The sequence below is a fragment of the Luteimonas sp. 100069 genome, from assembly GCF_003813845.1.
In the GTDB taxonomy this organism is placed as follows: Bacteria; Pseudomonadota; Gammaproteobacteria; order Xanthomonadales; family Xanthomonadaceae; genus Luteimonas; species Luteimonas chenhongjianii.
Map to the genome: position 1 here is coordinate 209,378 of NZ_RPFN01000002.1, position 18,584 is coordinate 227,961.

The 18,584-nt window shown below is 68.6% G+C and carries 17 protein-coding genes and 2 tRNA genes; 10 read left to right on the forward strand and 9 right to left on the reverse strand.

Features of this window, described 5'->3' with window-relative positions; all coding sequences use genetic code 11:
• Nucleotides 1-31: 31 nt before the first annotated feature.
• The gene (gene parC / locus EGK76_RS07440) at nucleotides 32-2,275 is read right to left on the reverse strand and encodes a DNA topoisomerase IV subunit A (protein ID WP_123832181.1); all 2,244 of its coding nucleotides are present in this window, start codon (nucleotides 2,273-2,275) and stop codon (nucleotides 32-34) included.
• Between the two features lie 238 nt (nucleotides 2,276-2,513).
• On the opposite strand from parC, the gene EGK76_RS07445 reads away from it, so the two are divergent.
• The 5 genes from EGK76_RS07445 (at nucleotide 2,514) to EGK76_RS07465 (ending at nucleotide 7,053) form a co-directional block, all read left to right on the forward strand.
• Complete coding sequence (locus EGK76_RS07445) at nucleotides 2,514-3,350, forward strand: Crp/Fnr family transcriptional regulator (RefSeq protein ID WP_233580212.1); 837 nt, start codon at nucleotides 2,514-2,516, stop codon at nucleotides 3,348-3,350.
• 403 nt (nucleotides 3,351-3,753) lie between these two features.
• Complete coding sequence (locus tag EGK76_RS07450; RefSeq protein WP_123832182.1) at nucleotides 3,754-5,388, forward strand: cytochrome ubiquinol oxidase subunit I; 1,635 nt, start codon at nucleotides 3,754-3,756, stop codon at nucleotides 5,386-5,388.
• Nucleotides 5,389-5,412: 24 nt separating this feature from the next.
• Nucleotides 5,413-6,561, forward strand: a complete 1,149-nt coding sequence (cydB, locus tag EGK76_RS07455) for a cytochrome d ubiquinol oxidase subunit II (RefSeq protein WP_123832183.1) — start codon at nucleotides 5,413-5,415, stop codon at nucleotides 6,559-6,561.
• Between the two features lie 28 nt (nucleotides 6,562-6,589).
• Nucleotides 6,590-6,700 (forward strand): cytochrome bd-I oxidase subunit CydX, encoded by a 111-nt coding sequence (cydX, locus tag EGK76_RS07460; RefSeq protein WP_096297572.1) that lies wholly within the window; start codon nucleotides 6,590-6,592, stop codon nucleotides 6,698-6,700.
• Between the two features lie 140 nt (nucleotides 6,701-6,840).
• Nucleotides 6,841-7,053 (forward strand): hypothetical protein, encoded by a 213-nt coding sequence (locus EGK76_RS07465; RefSeq protein ID WP_123832184.1) that lies wholly within the window; start codon nucleotides 6,841-6,843, stop codon nucleotides 7,051-7,053.
• Nucleotides 7,054-7,298: 245 nt separating this feature from the next.
• Here the strand turns inward: EGK76_RS07465 and EGK76_RS07470 are convergent.
• The 3 genes from EGK76_RS07470 to EGK76_RS07480 form a co-directional block, all read right to left on the reverse strand.
• Nucleotides 7,299-7,385 (reverse strand) — tRNA-Leu (locus tag EGK76_RS07470).
• A gap of 90 nt (nucleotides 7,386-7,475) precedes the next feature.
• Nucleotides 7,476-7,898 (reverse strand): CopD family protein, encoded by a 423-nt coding sequence (locus tag EGK76_RS07475; RefSeq protein ID WP_123832185.1) that lies wholly within the window; start codon nucleotides 7,896-7,898, stop codon nucleotides 7,476-7,478.
• 125 nt (nucleotides 7,899-8,023) lie between these two features.
• Nucleotides 8,024-8,110 (reverse strand) — tRNA-Leu (locus EGK76_RS07480).
• Nucleotides 8,111-8,228: 118 nt separating this feature from the next.
• On the opposite strand from EGK76_RS07480, the gene rnr reads away from it, so the two are divergent.
• The 5 genes from rnr to EGK76_RS07505 all read left to right on the forward strand — a co-directional run bounded on the left by rnr (nucleotide 8,229) and on the right by EGK76_RS07505 (nucleotide 14,082).
• The gene (gene rnr, locus EGK76_RS07485; RefSeq protein WP_123832186.1) at nucleotides 8,229-10,712 is read left to right on the forward strand and encodes a ribonuclease R; all 2,484 of its coding nucleotides are present in this window, start codon (nucleotides 8,229-8,231) and stop codon (nucleotides 10,710-10,712) included.
• Between the two features lie 10 nt (nucleotides 10,713-10,722).
• A complete protein-coding gene (locus EGK76_RS07490) occupies nucleotides 10,723-11,178 on the forward strand; it encodes a GFA family protein (RefSeq protein ID WP_199730880.1) in 456 nt (151 codons plus the stop codon).
• Between the two features lie 73 nt (nucleotides 11,179-11,251).
• The gene (rlmB, locus tag EGK76_RS07495) at nucleotides 11,252-12,016 is read left to right on the forward strand and encodes a 23S rRNA (guanosine(2251)-2'-O)-methyltransferase RlmB (RefSeq protein ID WP_096297577.1); all 765 of its coding nucleotides are present in this window, start codon (nucleotides 11,252-11,254) and stop codon (nucleotides 12,014-12,016) included.
• A 437-nt stretch (nucleotides 12,017-12,453) separates the two neighbouring features.
• Nucleotides 12,454-12,768, forward strand: a complete 315-nt coding sequence (gene sugE, locus EGK76_RS07500; RefSeq protein WP_096297579.1) for a quaternary ammonium compound efflux SMR transporter SugE — start codon at nucleotides 12,454-12,456, stop codon at nucleotides 12,766-12,768.
• Nucleotides 12,769-12,951: 183 nt separating this feature from the next.
• On the forward strand, nucleotides 12,952-14,082 hold the full coding sequence (locus tag EGK76_RS07505) for a metallophosphoesterase (protein ID WP_123832188.1): 1,131 nt from the start codon (nucleotides 12,952-12,954) through the stop codon (nucleotides 14,080-14,082).
• 19 nt (nucleotides 14,083-14,101) lie between these two features.
• On the opposite strand, the gene rnt is transcribed toward EGK76_RS07505, so the two are convergent.
• The 5 genes from rnt to pstC form a co-directional block, all read right to left on the reverse strand.
• On the reverse strand, nucleotides 14,102-14,749 hold the full coding sequence (gene rnt / locus EGK76_RS07510) for a ribonuclease T (RefSeq protein ID WP_096297581.1): 648 nt from the start codon (nucleotides 14,747-14,749) through the stop codon (nucleotides 14,102-14,104).
• A 200-nt stretch (nucleotides 14,750-14,949) separates the two neighbouring features.
• The gene (gene phoU / locus EGK76_RS07515) at nucleotides 14,950-15,654 is read right to left on the reverse strand and encodes a phosphate signaling complex protein PhoU (RefSeq protein ID WP_096297582.1); all 705 of its coding nucleotides are present in this window, start codon (nucleotides 15,652-15,654) and stop codon (nucleotides 14,950-14,952) included.
• A gap of 141 nt (nucleotides 15,655-15,795) precedes the next feature.
• Nucleotides 15,796-16,623 carry a phosphate ABC transporter ATP-binding protein PstB gene (gene pstB, locus EGK76_RS07520; RefSeq protein WP_096297583.1) on the reverse strand — a complete coding sequence of 276 codons (828 nt, stop codon included), beginning with the start codon at nucleotides 16,621-16,623 and terminating at the stop codon, nucleotides 15,796-15,798.
• Nucleotides 16,624-16,642: 19 nt separating this feature from the next.
• Nucleotides 16,643-17,533 (reverse strand): phosphate ABC transporter permease PstA, encoded by an 891-nt coding sequence (gene pstA, locus EGK76_RS07525; RefSeq protein WP_123832189.1) that lies wholly within the window; start codon nucleotides 17,531-17,533, stop codon nucleotides 16,643-16,645.
• Nucleotides 17,533-18,504, reverse strand: coding sequence for a phosphate ABC transporter permease subunit PstC (gene pstC, locus EGK76_RS07530; protein WP_123832190.1), 972 nt, complete (start codon nucleotides 18,502-18,504; stop codon nucleotides 17,533-17,535). The genes pstA and pstC overlap by 1 nt, the downstream gene beginning before the upstream one ends.
• Nucleotides 18,505-18,584: the final 80 nt, after the last annotated feature.

The window sequence follows — 18,584 nt, forward strand, 5'->3', positions numbered from 1 at the left end:
ATGGCGGTCCACCGGCATGCGCGCCCTTGTCTTACTCGACCGTCAACCCTTCGACCTTCTGCCAGCCTCGCGGCAGCAGGCCGCCCCGGGAGGCGCGTGCGCCGATATAGGCATCGAGATCCTTGAACGTCAGCGTCATCGTGCGCGCGCCCGAGCGCACCAGTAGCGAGCCAGCCGGCGGCACTACGGCGACGGCGACCACCTGTTCGGTGCCGCGCTTGGCCTTGGGGATCTCGATGATCTTGTTGCCCTTGCCCTTGTCGAGCTCCGGCAGCTCGGCCACCGGGAATGCGAGCAGATGGCCGGCGCTGGTGACCACGACCAGGCGATCGGTCTGCGGATCGCGTACGCCGGCCGGCTGCAGTACGGTCGAACCGGGCGAGAGCGACAGCATTGCCTTGCCGGCCTTCTGCCGGCTGGTGAGATTCTCGAAGCGGGTCACGAAGCCGTAACCATGCGAGGACGAGATGACGAAGCGGGCATCGGCCTCGCCGCTGACGACGGTCTGGAACGAGGCGCCCGCGGCCGGGGAGAAGCGCCCGGTCAACGGCTCGCCGTTGCCGCGCGCCGATGGCAGCGAGTGCGCGACCGTCGAATAGCTGCGCCCGGTGGAATCGAGGAACGCGACCTGCTGCGTGCTGCGGCCGCGCGCGAAGGCCAGCAGGCTGTCGCCTTCGCGGTAGTTCATGGCCGCCGGATCGACGTCGTGGCCCTTGGCGGCACGCACCCAGCCCTTTTCGCTGATGACGATGGTCACCGGCTCGCTCGGCACCAGGTCGGTCTCCGCCAGCGCCTGGGCGCTGCCGCGCACGACCAGCGGCGAGCGGCGCGCATCGCCGAATTTCCTGGCATCGGCCAGCAGCTCGTCCTTGAGCAGCTTCTTCAGTTTTGCGGGGCTGGCGAGCGTCGACATCAGGCCATCGCGCTCGCTTTCGAGCTCGGCCTGTTCGCCGCGGATCTTCATCTCCTCCAGGCGGGCCAGCTGGCGCAGGCGCGTCTCGAGGATGTAGTCGACCTGCTCGTCGCTGAGCGCAAAGCGCGCCTGCAGCACGCCGCGCGGCTCGTCCTCGGTGCGGATGATGTGGATCACCTCGTCGAGGTTGAGGAACGCGACCAGCAGGCCTTCGAGCAGGTGCAGTCGGCGATCGACCTTCTCCAGCCGATGCGTCAGGCGCCGCGTGACCGTGGTGGTGCGGAACTGCAGCCACTCCGACAGCAGCATCTTGAGGTTCTTGACCTGCGGACGACCGTCCAGACCGATGACGTTGAGGTTGACCCGGTAGCTGCGCTCCAGATCCGTCGTCGCGAACAGATGACCCATCAGCTGCTCGGCATCCACGCGGTTCGACCGCGGGATCAGCACCACGCGCACCGGATTGGCGTGGTCGGACTCGTCACGGATGTCCTCCAGCCACGGCAGCTTCTTGGCGCGCATCTGGGCTGCGATCTGCTCGATCACCTTGCTCGGGCTGACCTGGTGCGGCAGCGCGGTGATGACGATGTTGCTGTGTTCCTTCTCGAACGTCGCCCGGGCACGCACGCTGCCGTGGCCGGTCTCGTACATGGCGAGCAGGTCGGCGGCCGGGGTGATGATCTCGGCGGTGGTCGGATAGTCGGGACCGCGCACGTGTTCGCACAGATCGCGCACGCTCGCGTCGGGATCCTCGAGCAGGCGCACGCAGGCGCTGACCACCTCGCCGAGATTGTGTGGCGGCACGTCGGTCGCCATGCCCACGGCGATGCCGGTGGTGCCGTTGAGCAGCAGGTGTGGCAGTCGCGCCGGCAGCCACGAGGGCTCCTGCATCGTGCCGTCGAAGTTGTCGGTCCAGTCGACGGTGCCATGGCCCAGTTCGGCCAGCAGCATCTCGGCGATCGGCGTCATCTTCGATTCGGTGTAGCGCATCGCCGCGAAGGATTTCGGATCGTCGCTGGAGCCGAAGTTGCCCTGGCCGTCGATCAGCGGATAGCGGTACGAGAACGGCTGCGCCATCAGCACCAGCGCCTCGTAGCAGGCACTGTCGCCATGGGGGTGGTATTTGCCGATCACGTCGCCGACGGTGCGCGCGGACTTCTTGGGCTTGGCGGCGGCGCCCAGGCCCAGCTCGCTCATCGCGTAGACGATGCGGCGCTGCACCGGCTTGAGGCCATCGCCGATGAACGGCAACGCGCGGTCGAGCACCACGTACATCGAGTAATCGAGATAGGCGCGCTCGGCGAACTCGCGCAGCGGCAACTGCTCGAAACCATGGAACGTGGTGCGGACGGACTCGGTCATCGAAGGCGGCATCTACGGCGGACCGGCGATTTTAGCGGTTGCCGGTCGCAGGTGCTGCGTCCGTTGGCGGCAGGGCGATCGACGCCGCGTTCAGCGGCATACGGTCATGGCGTGCGCCGGCTCTGGCGGACAGGTCATTGCCCTGGGTGCGTGCAGCGGGGGCGGGGGTGGAGGGGAATCGACCAGCGGGGCGTCGGGACCGGTCAAGCTGCGGCGCGCCATCCCCAGCCGTGCAGGGATGACGCCCAGCGGCGCCACCGGTCGCGAGCCGGTGGCCGTCGACGCGGGCGGTATCATGGCGGCCATGCACATCAAGGCGCGTACGCGCACGTCCCCCGATACTGCCGGACCGGCGCGCCATTCGGCCGCCGGTACGCCCAAGCGCGCGGCGCACAGTGGCTGCGCCGGTTGCCTGGCCCGGCCGCTCGCGGTCTGTGCGTCGATCCCCGCCACCGAGACCCAGGCGCTGGAGGCGGTGGCCGGCGAAGTGCTGCTGCCGGCCGGCGCGACGCTCGCGCACGAGGGCGACGCGCGACGCGAGGTCTACACCGTCACCCGCGGCATGCTGCGCCGCGTGCGTCTGCTGCCCGACGGGCGCCGGCTCGTGGCAGGGTTCCTGATGGTCGGGGATTTCATCGGCTTCAGCGGCGCGCCGCACTACCGGCATACGCTCGAAGCGGTGACCGACTGCGTGCTGTGCGTGTTCCCGATGCAGTCGATGCGCAGCCTGTGCCAGCGCTATCCCGATCTCGAATCGGGCCTGCTGGCCCAAGCCTGCAGCGAGCTCGATGCGACCCGCGGCAGCCTGATGCTGCTGGCCCGGCTGGGGCCGAGCGAACGCCTCGCGGGATTCCTGGTCGAACTCGCCGAGCGCCAGCGCCGCCGCGGCGCACCGGCCGGCCAGGTGGATCTGCCGATGACCCGCGCCGACATCGCCGACCATCTGGGTCTGACGATCGAGACCGTGAGCCGCAGCTTCACCAAGCTGCGCCAGAGCGGGGCGGTCGCGTTCACGGATCCACACCGGATCGATCTGGTCGACGTGCCGGCGCTGCGGGCCTCGGCGGGGCTCTAGTGCGGCAGCGATGGCGCGTGCGGCAGTCCCTGCGCAGCGCCGGCGATTTCTGCAGGACGCGACCAGCCTGAGCCCCTCTCCCTCCGGGAGAGGGTCGGGTGAGGGACGTCGATGCAGATGCGGGATCAAGCATTCGCTTGTGCCGGAGCAGATCGGCGGCAGCTGCAACGGTTGCTTGGCGGCGTCTGGAACAGATCCCCTCCTGCGTGGTTGGAAGGGTCACTTTGTCTTGCAGCGCCGCTCGACCGGCTGCCCTCACCCCAACCCCTCTCCCAGGGGGAGAGGGGCTTGAAGCAGAGCGTCCACTGACAGCAGGCGCGGTCGCAAGCGCATTGATCCAGATCAATGCCGAGCCCGCGGCTGCGGCGCAACCTGCGCGCATGACCCGCTCCGGCCGCACCCCATGATCGACATGACCGTCGTCGAACTGTCCCGCCTGCAGTTCGCGCTGACCGCGATGTACCACTTCCTGTTCGTCCCGCTGACCCTGGGGCTGTCTTTCCTGATGGCGATCATGGAAAGCGTCTATGTGATGACCGGCCGCGACGTCTGGCGGCGGATGACGCTGTTCTGGGGCGTGCTGTTTGGCATCAACTTCGCGGTGGGCGTGGCGACCGGCATCGTCATGGAGTTCCAGTTCGGCATGAACTGGGCCTACTACAGCCACTATGTCGGCGACATCTTCGGCGCGCCGCTGGCGATCGAAGGCCTGATGGCGTTCTTCCTCGAAGCCACGTTCATCGGCCTGTTCTTCTTCGGCTGGAACCGCCTGTCGAAGCTGCAGCACCTGGTGATCACCTGGCTGGTGGCGCTGGGCGCGAACTTCTCCGCGCTGTGGATCCTGGTCGCCAACGGTTGGATGCAGAACCCGGTCGGCGCGGTGTTCAACCCCGACACGATGCGCATGGAGATCACCGACTTCATGGCGGTGATCTTCAATCCCGTCGCGCAGGCCAAGTTCGTGCACACGGTCTCGGCCGGCTACGTGACCGGCGCGATCTTCGTGATGTCGGTCAGCGCGTTCTACCTGCTTCGTGGCAAGCACCAGGACATCGCGCGCCGCTCGATCGCGGTCGCGGCGAGCTTCGGCCTGGCCTCGGCGCTGAGTGTCGTGGTGCTCGGGGACGAGAGCGGCTACGCCGCCACCGAACACCAGAAGATGAAGCTCGCCGCGATCGAGGCGATGTGGCACACCGAGCCCGCGCCGGCCGGCTTCACCGTCATCGGCCTGCCGGACCAGGCCAGCCAGTCGAACCGCTTCGAGGTCAAGATTCCCTGGCTGATGGGGCTGATCGCGACGCGTTCGCTCGATGGCGAAATCCCCGGCATCCTTGAACTCGTCGAGCGCGCCGAACACCGCATCCGCGGCGGCCAGCTCGCCTACGCCGCGCTGGAGCGCCTGCGTGAGGACCGCAACGACACCGCCGCGCGCGAAGCCTTCGACCGGCACTGGGCGGATCTGGGCCATGCGCTGCTGCTCAAGCGCTATCGAGACGACATCCTGGCCGCTTCCGAGGCCGAGATCTCGCAGGCCGCGCTGGATACCGTGCCGCGCGTGGCGCCGCTGTTCTGGACCTTCCGCATCATGGCGGTCATCGGCTTCTACCTCATCGCGTTCTTCGCCATCGCCTTCTGGCTGGTGAGCCGCAACCGCATCGAGGACAGCCGGCGTTTCCTGTGGGTCGCACTGTTCAGCCTGCCGCTGCCGTGGATCGCCATCGAATGCGGCTGGTTCGTCGCCGAGTACGGTCGCCAGCCCTGGGCCGTGGAAGGCGTGCTGCCGACGTTCTATGCAGCCTCGGGCATCGCGCTCAAGGACATTCTGATCTCGCTGGCGGGCTTCGTGATCATCTACACGGGTCTGGCGATCGTCGCGGCCAAGCTGATGCTCAACGCGATCCGCAAGGGCCCGGACGTGCTCGCCCCGCCTGCGCACGACGCCGCGCCGGCCGCTGTCGATGATCCGGTGCCCGATCGGGACGGTCTGCCGCTGCAGGCTGCCGACGATCTCGATCCCGCCCCCAACGCGCGCGCCTGACGCGTCTGCCCCAGGACATTCCCCATGGACTTCATTCCCCTCGACTACGCCACGCTGCGCCTGATCTGGTGGCTGCTGCTGGGCGTGCTGCTCATCGGCTTCGCAGTGATGGACGGTTTCGATCTCGGCGTGGGCACGTTGCTGCCGTTCGTCGCCAGGACCGATGCGGAGCGTCGCATCGTCGTCAACACCATCGGCCCGGTCTGGGAGGGCAACCAGGTCTGGCTGATCCTCGGCGGCGGTGCGATCTTCGCCGCATTCCCCCCGCTGTACGCGGTGAGTTTCTCGGGGTTCTACCTCGCGATGTTCCTGATCCTGTTCGCGCTGATCCTGCGGCCGGTCGGCTTCAAGTTCCGCGGCAAGGTCGAGAACACGCGCTGGAAGCAGACCTGGGACTGGGCGCTGTTCATCGGCGGCGCGGTGCCCGCGCTGATCTTCGGCGTGGCGGTGGGCAACGTGCTGCTCGGCGTGCCGTTCCATTTCACTCCCGAGCTGCGCCCGGTCTACACCGGTGGGTTCTTCGCGTTGCTGACACCGTTCGCACTCCTCGCCGGCCTGGTCAGCGTGAGCCTGCTGGTCGCGCACGGTGCGGCGATGCTGGTGATCAAGACCGATGGTCCGATCGCGAACCGCGCCGCCCGCTACGGCAGCGTCGCGGCCCTGGCGGGTGCATTGCTGTTCGTCGGCGCCGGGGTGTGGATCGCGACCGGAATCGACGGATTCCGCATCGAATCCGTGGTCGATGGCGGCCTTCCGTCCAATCCGCTGCACAAGCAGGTGATAACGGCGCCGGGCGCGTGGATGGACAACTATCAGACGATGCCATGGACGATGCTCGCCCCGCTGCTGGGCATCGCCGGCGCGCTTGCCTCGGCCTGGCTGCTGCGCATGCGCTTCGGGATGTCGGCGTTCATCGCATCGGGCGTGTCCATCGCCAGCGTGATCCTGACCGTCGGCTTTGCGATCTTCCCGTTCCTGCTGCCGTCATCGAGCATGCCCTCGGCCGGGCTCACCCTCTGGGATGCCTCCAGCAGCCGGATGACGCTGTGGATCATGCTGCTGGCGACGATCGTGTTCCTGCCGCTGGTGCTGGCCTACACCAGCTGGGTCTACCGCGTCCTGCGCGGCAAGGTCACCGACGCCAGCGTCGCCGACACCCCCAACGCGTACTGACAGCGCGCACTCTCAAGGAAACGACACCATGTGGTACTTCGCCTGGATCCTCGGCATCGGCCTGGCCGCGACGTTCGCGATCCTCAACGGCATGTGGTTCGAAGTGCGCGAGCAGCGCCGCGTGCGCGCCGACCACTGACGTGTGCAGGCAGCGGGCCGGCGACATCGGGCCCGCCCACGCGCGACGGGCGTAACGGAGGCGGGCGGTTGGCCCGGAACTCACGTCCGCACACGCTCGGCGGCGCGACACTGCGGGTCACCGTCCACGGAGCTCGCCCGATGACCCAAGACAACGCCCCCGACACCGCGCGCGGACCGCTGGAGAAGACGCGCACGCCAGACGCCCCCAAGGTGCCCGGCGAATCGGCCGAGAAGCGCGATCAGGACGAACGCAACGACCCGGCCTCGATGCCGGGCGCGGTGGCGGGCAATACCGCGCGTCGCGGCGGCGACGGCCCCCCGGGCAATCCGGGCAACCGCAAGCGGGACTGAGACGGTCCATCGGCTGCGGCGTCGACGATATGGCGGGGGCCATGCGCCACCCGATCACGCTGAAGCGTGCGTCTCCTGTCGCACGCGCGTCGGATGCGGTCGACACGCGCCGCGCGACGGCTTAAGCCGCAGGCGCTGGTCCTGGGCCGCTCGCCGCAACCTCGGATCTCAGGGCAAAGCATCAGACACAAAAAAACCCGCCTTGGCGGGTTTGATGTTCACAGGTGGTAAGCCTGCGATGACCTTGGTGCCCGGGAGAGGACTCGAACCTCCACGGAGTTGCCCCCGCTAGCACCTGAAGCTAGTGCGTCTACCAATTCCGCCACCCGGGCAGGTCAGGGCGCGAATTCTGCGGGCCCGCGATGCGGCTGTCAATGCGCCGCGAAGAAGCGGCACCCGGCGGGGCGATGCAGTGCAGGTCCTCAGAACGGCTTTGCCAGTGCCAGCCCGACAATGGCCAGGGCGGCCAGCAAGGTCAGCAGCGCTGCTTGGCGCAGGACCATCGGCAGTGGACTCGGTGCCTGCGCGCGCACGATGCGCCCCAGCGCATGGTCCAGCAGGACCTGCATCACCACCAGCGAGGCGACAAGGACCAGCTTGATCTGCAGCCAGTGCATCACGATCCAGCCTGCCTGCAGGGCGATGTATCCGCCGCAGCCGAGCACCACGAGCATCGCCGGCGTGGTCACCCAGCGGTGCCAGCTGCGCAGGCTCGCAAGCACCGAACGGCCGGCGGCAGAGTCCATCGCACGGTGGAGTGCCACGCCGAGCGCCGCGCCCAGCAGCCCGCTCACCCAGGCCGCGGCAGCGGTCACGTGCAGCAGCCTGAGCGAGACATGGTCCATGACGGCCCCGCCGGGCTGTGCGTGGCCCAGTCGCGATGGCGGCGTTGTCGCATCGAGGGCAGCGGGCACAAAAAAACCCGCCTTGGCGGGTTTGATGTTCGCAGGTGGTAAGCCTGCGATGACCTTGGTGCCCGGGAGAGGACTCGAACCTCCACGGAGTTGCCCCCGCTAGCACCTGAAGCTAGTGCGTCTACCAATTCCGCCACCCGGGCAGGTCAGGGCGCGTATGTTGTCGATGCGCCGGGCGCTTGTCAACGCGTTTGTGGATGTGGCGCCGGTCGGGGCAAGCATCGATGCGCTCCTCGCAGGCGAAGCTGTACCATCGCGCCAATGGCTAAACCACCCAGCAAGCGCGGCGGCAGCCGCGACACGTCCGGTCCCGCGAAGCAGGGGGCCCGCAAGCGCGGCCCTGACGACGCCGGCCGCCCCCAACGAGACAGCGACAGCGGCGCGCGCGGCGCGACCGCACTGCCGCCGTGGATGCCCGATCCCGGCCTGCAACGGGCTTTGCGCTCGGGCGCGCCGAAGTCCGCTGCGACCCCGGCGCAGCCGCCACCAGCCGCGGCACGTGGCGGGCGCTTCGAAGATCCCTACGCCACGCGCGAGGCGGCGCGCTACGCCAATCCGATCCCCAGTCGCGAAGCGATCCTGCAGGTGCTCGCCGACGCCGACGGGCCGATGACCGCCGAGGAGCTCGCGGCCAAGCTCGGCCTGACCGAACCCGACCGCGCCGACGCCCTGGGCAAGCGGGTCGCGGCGATGATGCGCGAAGGCCAGCTGCTGCAGAACCGCCGCGGCGGCCTGGTGCCGGCCAAGCGCATGGATCTGATCCCCGGCACGGTGATCGCCAATCCGGAAGGCTTCGGTTTCCTGCGCCCCGATTCGGGCAGCGGAGAGGATCTGTTCCTGCCGCCGGCGGAGATGCGCAAGGCCATGCACGGCGACCGCGTGCTGGCCAGCCTCACCAATGTCGATTCACGCGGCCGGCGCGCCGGTGTGGTGGTCGAGGTGCTCGAGCGGCGCACCACGCGCCTCATGGGCCGTTTCTCGGTCGAACACGGCATCAGCTACGTCGTGCCCGACGATCGCCGCATCCAGCGCAATATCCAGATTCCCGCCGACGCGCGCCAGGAGGCGCAGCACGGTCAGCTGGTGGTCTGCGAGATCACCGCGCCGGGTGACGCGCACCGCCCGCCGATCGGCCGCGTGCTGACCGTGCTCGGTGACGTGCTCAAGCCGTCGCTGGTGGTCGAAGCCGCGATCCACGGCCACAACCTGCCGCACGAGTTCTCGCCGGCGGTGCTCGAGGAAGCCGCCGCGATACCGGTGGACGTGGAAGAACGGATGATCGGCGGCCGCGTCGATCTGCGCAGCCTGCCGCTGGTGACGATCGACGGCGAGGACGCCAAGGATTTCGACGACGCGGTGTACTGCGAGCCCAACCGCGACGGCTTCCGCCTGGTGGTCGCGATCGCCGACGTGTCCAACTACGTGCGCCCCGGCATGCCGCTCGACGACGAGGCCCAGTTGCGCGCGACCAGCGTGTACTTCCCCGGGTTCGTCGTGCCGATGCTGCCCGAAACATTGTCCAACGGCATCTGTTCGCTCAAGCCCAAGGTCGACCGCATGTGCTTCGTCTGCGACATGCAGGTGCAGCGCGACGGCACGGTGTCGCATTCGAAGTTCTACGAGGCGGTGATGTATTCGCACGCGCGCCTGACCTACACCCAGGTGTGGAAGGCGGTCGGCGAGGACGATGCCGAAACGCGCGCGGCGATCGCGCCGGTCCTGCCGCAGGTCGAGCGCCTGCACCAGCTCTACGCGGTGCTCGCCAAGGCCCGGGCCAAGCGCGGCGCGATCGAGTTCGAGAGCAGCGAGGTGCGCTTCGTGCTCGACAACACCGGCGAGGTCACCCAGGCCGGCATGCTCCAGCGCAACGATGCGCACAAGCTGGTCGAGGAATGCATGATCGCGGCCAATGTCCAGGCTGCGGAATTCCTGCTCGAAGCCGGCATTCCCGCGCCGTTCCGCGTCCACGACAAGCCGCCGGAGTCGAAGTACGCCGACCTGCTGGAGTTCCTCAAGGAGTTCTCGCTGCGCCTGCCGCCGTGGTCGAAGGTGCAGCCCAAGGACTTCACCCAGCTGCTGAAGAAGATCCGCGAACGACCCGATGCGACCCTGCTCGAGTCGGTGCTGCTGCGCAGCCAGAGCCAGGCGGTCTACACGACCGAGAACATCGGCCACTTCGGCCTGGCTCTTGCCGCGTATGCGCACTTCACCTCGCCGATCCGCCGCTATCCCGACCTGCTGGTGCATCGCGCGATCAAACACGTGCTGTCGGGCCAGCCGCTGGCCAAGTTCCTCTACACGCCGCGCCTGATGGAGAGCCTGTCGCTGCAGTGCTCGGAGCGCGCGCGACGCGCCGACGAGGCCGAGCGCGAAGTCGACGAGCGCTACCGGGCGGCATGGATGGAGCAGCATGTCGGCGGCCAGTTCGACGGCGTGATCAGCGGCGTGACCAGCTTCGGTCTGTTCGTTGAACTCGATCAGTCGAAGGTCAACGGCCTGGTCCACGTCACCCAGCTGCCGAACGATTTCTACAGCTTCGATCCGATCCGGCGGACCCTCAACGGCCAGCGCGCCGGGCGCGAATACCGCCTGGGCGACCGGGTGCGGATCATCGTGCTCAAGGCCAGCCTGGAAGACCGCAAGATCGATTTCCGGCTCGTCGATCCGGATGCGGCCGAGCAGGGTGGGCCGAAACCGCTCCCGCCGCGCGGCAAGCCGGCCAAGCGCGAAAAGAAGCCTTACTGAGGTCACGCCCGTGGACAGTGCGCAAGCGGTGTACACGGGCGGCTGCCAATGCGGCGCGGTGCGCTTCCGGGCGCAGGGCCTGCTCGAGGCCTCGGTCTGTCATTGCCGCATGTGCCAGACGGCCTTCGGTGCGTACTACGCACCGCTGGTCTCGGTCGAAGAGGCCACGTTCCGATGGACCCGCGGCGCGCCCCGGCGCTATGCATCGTCGAACCTGGTGCAACGCGGCTTCTGCGCCGACTGCGGAACGCCGCTGACCTACGAGTCGCCCCAGGGGCTGGCCATTGCCGCAGGTGCGTTCGACACACCGGCGCGTCTGCCGCCGGTGATCCAGTACGGCACCGAGGCGGCGCTGCCGTTCGTGGACGCGCTGGCGCAGCTTCCCAGGCGGCGCAGCGACGACGAGGCCGCGAGCGCGTTCATGGCCGACATCGTCTCCAACCAGCACCCAGATCACGACACCTGAGCCGCCGCGCAGGGCCTGCTCAGGCGCGCTCGTGTACGCTTGCCGACCCGTTTCCCGTCTCTCCAGCGCACGTATGAGCAACAAGCAGAACCAGTGGATCGTCGGCATCAATGCCGTCGCGGCGGCCGTCGAGCACGACGCCGAGAACGTGCGCGAGGTCCTGCTCGAAGCCGGCGCGAAGAATCCGCGCATCGTCGAGATCGAATCGAGCGCGCGTCGCCGCGACATCGACGTGCGCCGGGTCAACCAGCAGGCGCTCGATGGCGTCGCCGGCGGCCTGCGCCACCAGGGCGCGGTTGCGCGCTATGCGGCGGCGAAAACCTGGGACGAGGACGAACTCGAAGGCCTGGTGGAGGCCGCCGAGGGCAAGGCCCTGCTGCTGGTGCTCGACGGTGTGCAGGATCCGCACAACCTCGGCGCCTGCCTGCGCAGCGCAGCCGCGGCCGGGGTCACTGCAGTCGTGATTCCCAAGGACAAGGCGGTGCAGGTCAATGCCACGGTGCGCAAGACATCCGCCGGCGCCGCGGACAGCGTGCCGGTCGTGCGCGTGACCAACCTGTCGCGCACGCTGCGCGACCTGCAGAAGCTCGGCGTCTGGATCTACGGCCTGGCCGGCGAGGCCGACGCGTCGCTGTACGCGCTCGATCTGCGCGGCAACGTCGCCCTGGTGCTGGGCGGCGAAGCCGACGGCCTGCGTCGCCTGACCCGCGAACATTGCGACCAGCTGGTGACGATCCCGATGCCCGGCGTCGATGTGGCCGGTGGCGTGGAGAGCCTCAACGTGTCGGTGGCCGCAGGTGTGACCCTGTTCGAAGCGGTCCGCCAGCGCCAGGGCTGACCCCGGGAAACCCAGTGGCAGGCGGTGCGTGCGTGCACGCCAGGGACGGCGAGGGGCGAGCGCGCGTCCGTGTGTGTTGCCCTGACTGCTGGTACTGACGCTTGCCTGGCCGGTCGCCGCATTCGTGCCACCGCCGGGCGATCCGCCGGCGGGCGCGCTGCGCGATTCCAGCGGTCTGGACCGCCAGGTGTCCGGTGGCCCGCTGATACCGGTCGAGCTGCAGCCGGGCGTCGTCCCGTCTGTGCTCAGCCTCGCCGAGGATGAAACCGGCGGTCTGTGGGTTCGGTGCTTGCGGGCGGCAGCTGTTCCGCGTGTGCGACGACTGATTCCGGTCGATTCAGTCGCGCGTCGCTAGCATTGCTCGGCGACGGCAGGGACGACCCTGCCGGGACACACCGCTCCCGGGGACGGCCCCATCGCCACGGTGGAGGCAGCGTATGTCGTGGATCATTCTCGTTCTGGCCGGGCTGTTCGAGATCGCCTGGGCGATCGGCCTCAAGTACACCGAAGGCTTCACCCGGCTCTGGCCCAGCGTCGCCACGCTGGCGGCCATGGCGATCAGCATCGGCCTGCTGGGCGTTGCGATGCGGACGCTACCCGTGGGCACGGCCTATGCCATCTGGGTCGGTATCGGCGCCGTCGGCACGGTCATCCTCGGCATCGTGCTTATGGGCGATCCGGCGACGCCGGGACGTCTGATCAGCCTGGGCCTGATCGTCATGGGCATCGTCGGGCTGAAGCTCGCAAGCTGACTGCAGGGCTGATACGCGCACCGCACGCACTGCGCGGTCGCACAGGCCGCGCGCTGTGATGACGCATGCAGGCCCGCGCCCGCCCAATGCGCTGGTGCAAGCGGTCCGCATCGGGGACCATTGCCGGCCCCGCGCGGCGGCCCTGCCAAGCGGGTCGCCTGTGTTTTCTAGCCGGAAGTGCCTGTGCTGAGTGTCGTCGCGATCGTTCTTGCGTCCTATGTGGTGTTGCGCCTGGTGTGGCCGCTTCGCCTGTCCTGGCCAGTCCGCAGCGCGCTGGCGGTACTCGTGTACGGGCTGGCCCTGCATCACCGCATCGTCGCGCGCTTCGCCGGGAGCATGGCGTCGCCCGAGCTGCCGAAACTCGTGATCGCCACGCTGGGGACCGGCTTCATCGCGTTGCTGCTGACGGCGGTATTCGTGCTCGTGCTGGACGCGGTGACGCTGCTGGCGCGGGTCCTGCGTCGGCGGGGGGCGCTCGCGCGCCTCCGCGCGCCGGGGCCGAGGCCTGCGGCCGCGGCGCTGGCCCTGCTGCTGGCGCTGTACGGGACCTGGCAGGCGATGGCGGTCCCGAAGGTCCGGCAGGTCGAGATCGCGATCGACGGGCTGCCGGCGGCCTTCGAGGGCTACCGCGTGCTGCAGTTGACCGATATCCACGCGAGCCGGCTGCTGACCGGCGACTGGGTCGCCGATGTCGTCGCATTGTCGAACGCGCAGCAGCCCGACCTGGTCGTCATCACCGGCGATCTGGTGGACGGCAGTGTGGAGGCGCGCGCCGACGACGTGCGGCCGCTGGCTGGCCTGCGCGCACCCGACGGCGTCGTGGCGATCACCGGCAACCACGAGTACTACGCCCAGTACCGGGCATGGATGGATGCCTTCCGCGCGCTGGGCATGCAGGTCCTGGAGAACACGCATCTGGGGATCGCGCGCGGGGATGCGGTGCTGACCATCGCCGGCGTCACCGATCCGGTGGCCGAACGCTACGGCCTGCCAGGCCCCGATCTCGACGCAGCGCTCGCCGGCGCGCCGCCGCAGGCGCCGGTAATCCTGCTCGACCATCGCCCCGTCGCGGCGCCCGAAGCCGCCTCGCGCGGCGTCGCGCTGCAGCTCTCGGGACATACGCATGGCGGTCACATCACCGGCATGCACCGGCTCGTCGCGCGCGCGAACGGTGGCTTCGTCTCGGGTCTGTACCGGGTGGCCGGCATGCAGCTCTATGTCAGCAACGGCGCCGGCCTGTGGCCGGGCTTCGCCACGCGCATCGGCGTGCCGTCCGAGATCACCGTGCTGACCCTGCGCCGCGCGCCGGGCTGAGTGCGTTCGCGCGGGTGGATCAGTCGGCCGGCGGCGCCATCGCCGGCCATGCATTGGCGATGCGGCAGAACAGCTGCGCGGTCAGCGTCGTGTCGTAGAGCGCCGAATGCGCCTGGTTCTGGTCCCATTCCAGCCCCGCCGCCGCCACCGCGCGCGCCAGGACGGTCTGCCCGTAGGCCACGCCGGCCAGGGTCACGGTGTCGAACACGCTGAACGGATGGAAGGGGTTGCGCTTGTGCTGGGTGCGTGCCACTGCAGCGTTGACGAAACCCAGATCGAAGTGCGCGTTGTGGCCGACCAGGATCGCGCGCTGGCAATTGTGGTGGCGCACCGCGTTGCGCACGTGCGCGAACACATGGTCGAGCGCGTCGTACTCGGGCTTGGCGAAGCGGAACGGATGATGGATATCGATGCCGGTCACTTCGAGCGACTGCGGATCGATCGACGTGCCGTCGGCCGGTTCGACATGCGCGTGCACGGGACTGCCGGGCACCAGGCGGCCGTCGTCGTCGAGATCCAGCGGGATCGCGGCAATTTCCAGCAGGGCGTGGCGACGCGCCTCGAAACCGCCGGTTTCGACGTCGACGACGACCGGCAGGAAGCCGCGGAAGCGGCGGGACATCGGGGTGTGTGACGCCGTTTCGGCGGGTGCTGCAGCTTCGCTCATGGGCGCAAGCCTAGCAGAGCGGGGTGACTCGACTGCGCGGTGGACGCGTTAGCGGGAGGCGGAGGCGCGCGGCCGACGCAGGACCGTCCATACGCCGGACCGCATTGCGGAATGGACGGCGCAGCGGTGCGCCCCGCAGCGGCGGTGGGCGTGGTTTGCCACGACGCCCGCCGCGGGCCCTGGCGGTACTTTTCGGCGACTCACGACACCGTGTTGGTGAAGTCGCGCTTGTCGCGCGGCAGCAGTGGCTCGTCGCCCCTGACCTGGAACCAGATGTTCTCGGCGATGTTGGTCGCGTGGTCGCCGATGCGCTCGATGTTCTTGGCCATGAACAGCAGGTGCGTGCTTGGCGTGATCGCGCGTGGATCTTCCATCATGTAGGTCAGCAGCTCCCGGAACAGGCCGGTGTAGACCGTGTCGATCTCTGCGTCCTGGGCGCGCACGCGCCGGGCGGCGTCGGGATCGCTGTCGCGGAACGCGACGAGGACCTCGCGCACCTGGCGCACCGCCAGCTGGCCGAGCTGGGTCAGGCCACGCGTATAGGGCAGGGGCGGTGCGAGGTTGAGCGCGGTCGAGCGCTTGGCGACGTTCGCCGCGTAGTCGCCGATGCGCTCGATGTCGGCGGCGATGCGCAGGGCCGCGAGGATGTCGCGCAGGTCGCGCGCCAGCGGCCCGCGCAGCGCGAGCTTCATGACGTCCTGGCTGATCTCCTGCTCGAGCGTGTCGATGGCCTCGTCGTTGGCGATGATGCGCGCGGCCGCCTTGTCGTCGCGGCGCTCGACCACGTCGAGCGCGGCTTCCAGCTGCGCTGCCGCCATCTCGCCCATGCGCAGGATCTCGCTGGTCAGACGGGCGCGTTCGTCGTCGTAGCTCTTGACGATGTGCTCGGTGGGTTGGTTGGGCATGGCGGGTACCTGGAGAGGAGGTGGCGGCAGTGGAAGGAACTGCAATGACACTGAAGTCTGATGGCGAGCGCTCGTCCGGCCGCGCGCAGCACGCGCGGCGTTCGGCAGGGCGCGCGGCAGTGCCGCGCAAGCGGCCCTGCCTCACCCAAACCGGCCGGTGATGTAGTCCTCGGTCTGCTGCTTGGAGGGATTGGAGAAGATGGTTTCGGTGGTGTCGTGCTCGATCAGGTCGCCGAGATACATGAAGGCGGTGTAGTCGGAGACGCGCGCCGCCTGCTGCATGTTGTGGGTGACGATGACGATCGTGTAGTCGAGCTTGAGCTCCTCGACCAGCTGCTCGATGCGGCTGGTGGAGATGGGGTCCAGCGCGGAGGTCGGTTCGTCGAGCAGCAGGACATCCGGATGCAGGGCGACGGCGCGGGCGATGCACAGGCGCTGCTGCTGGCCGCCAGACAGGCCCAGCGCGTTCCGCCCCAGCTTGTCCTTCACCTCGTTCCACAGCGCCGCCTGGGTCAGCGCCTGCTCGACGCGGACGTCGAGATCGGCCTTCGAGAGCTTCTCGTGATGGCGGATCGCGTAGGCCACGTTCTCGAAGATCGTCATCGGGAACGGCACCGGCTTCTGGAACACCATGCCGACCTTGCTGCGCAACCGGTTCATCGGATACTTCGGCGACAGGATGTTCTCGCCGTCGAGCAGCAGTTCGCCGCTGGCGGTCATGTTCGGATACAGGGCGTAGATGCGGTTGAAGGTGCGCAGCAGCGTCGATTTGCCGCAGCCGGAAGGGCCGATCAGTGCGGTTACGCGCTTTTCCGGAATCTCCAGATTGATGCCCTTGAGCGCGTGGAAATCACCGTAGTGGAAGTCCAGCCCGCGCGCGGCGATCTTGACCGGCGTCGGCGCCAGCTGGGTGCGCGCCTGCGTCGCCAGCGCGATGCGATGCGACGGAGCGGTGTGGAGGTCGTTCATGGACGGGTCCAGGCTGAGATTAGTCATTGGGAATCTTGTTGCGCAGCAGGATCGCGCGCGCACCGAGGCTGACCAGCAGGACGAAGCAGGTCAGCACCAGCGCGCCGGCCCAGGCCAGCTGTTGCCAGGATTCGTAGGGGCTGCCCGCGTACTGGTACATCACCACCGGGACGCTGGCCATCGGCTGCATGATGTTGCTGTTCCAGTACTGGTTGCCGAATGCGGTGAACAGCAGGGGCGCGGTCTCGCCGGAAATGCGCGCAAGGGCCAGCAGCACGCCGGTGACGATGCCGGCCGAAGCGCTGCGGTAGAGCACCTGCACGACGACCTTCCACTGCGGCACCCCGAGCGACAGCGCGGCCTCGCGCATCTGCGTGGGCACCAGCTGCAGCATCTCGTCGGTGGTGCGCACGACCACCGGCAATACGATGAAGGCCAGTGCGATCGCGCCGGCCAGCGCCGAGAAGCGGCCGCCGGTGGTCATCACGAACGCGGTGTAGACGAACAGGCCCAGCACGATCGACGGCGCCGACAGCAGGATGTCGTTGATGAAGCGCACGACGATGCCCACCTTGCGGGCGCGGCCGTACTCCGACAGCCAGGTGCCCGCGGCGACGCCGAGCGGCGTGCCGATCGCAATCGCCAGCCCGCACATGACCGCGCTGCCGAAGAAGGCGTTCAGCAGGCCGCCTTCCTGCATCGGCGGCGGGGTCATCTGGGTGAACAGCGCCGGGTTGATGCCGCCGGCGGCCTTGGACACCAGCGTCCACAGGATCCAGCCGAGGAAGAACAGACCGAATGCGGCGGTCAGGCAGCCCATGAGGACCGCGAGGGCGTTGCGCACGCGACGGCGTGCGTACAGACGGTCCGCGACCTTGCGCTCGCGGTCGATGACGGTGGTGGCGCTCATCAGGTGCCCTCCTTGCGGGCCAGGCGCATCAGCATCAGGCGGGCGAGGGCCAGCACCACGAAAGTGACGATGAACAGGACGAAGCCGAGCAGCAGCAGTGCCGAGCGGTAGGTTTCGGTGGCTTCACCGAAGTCGTTGGCGATCAAGGCCGCGATCGTCGTTCCCGGCTCCAGCAGCGACGGCGTCAGGCGCACCGAGTTGCCGATGACGAAAGCCACGGCCATCGTCTCGCCGAGCGCGCGGCCCAGACCCAGGAAGATGCCGCCGATGACGGCCGAGCGGGTATAGGGCAGCACGATGTCCCAGCTCACTTCCCACTTGGTCGAGCCGAGGGCGTAGGCCGATTCCTTCAGGGGCGTGGGCACGGTGAGGAACACTTCGCGCATCACCGCCGAGATGAAGGGGATCACCATGATCGCGAGCACGAAGCCTGCGGTCAGCGTGCCGATGCCGAGCGGCGGACCGCGGAACAGGGCGCCCAGGCCCGGGATCCCGCCGAGCGTATCGTTGAGCCACGGCGTGATGTGGGTCGTCATCACCGGCACGAACACGAACAGACCCCACATGCCGTAGATGATCGAGGGGATGCCAGCGAGCAGTTCGATCGCCGTGCCCACCGGGCCGCGCAGCCAGCGCGGCGCGACTTCGGTGAGGAAGAAGGCGATGCCGAAACTCACCGGAACCGCGACGATCATGGCAATGAGCGCGGTGACGATGGTGCCGACGATCGGCGCCAGTGCGCCGTAGCGGTTCTCGACCGGGTTCCAGTCGGAGCTGGTGAAGAACGACAGCCCCTGCGAAGCCAGGGCGTCTCGGCCGCCCCACAGCATCGACAGCGCGGCGCCGGCGAGCGCCAGCATCACGAATACGACGGTGGCGGTCAGGACGATCTTGAACAGGCGGTCGGCGCGGGCATCGCGGAGGTCGCGGGTGCTCGGCGCCGGCACGGGGGAAGGGATAGCGGCGTGCATTGGAAAGTCCGGGAGGGAAGAGCCGCGGAGCGCAGCCGGCAGTCCGGATGAGCCGGCCTGCGCTGCAACGGTGGGTCGCC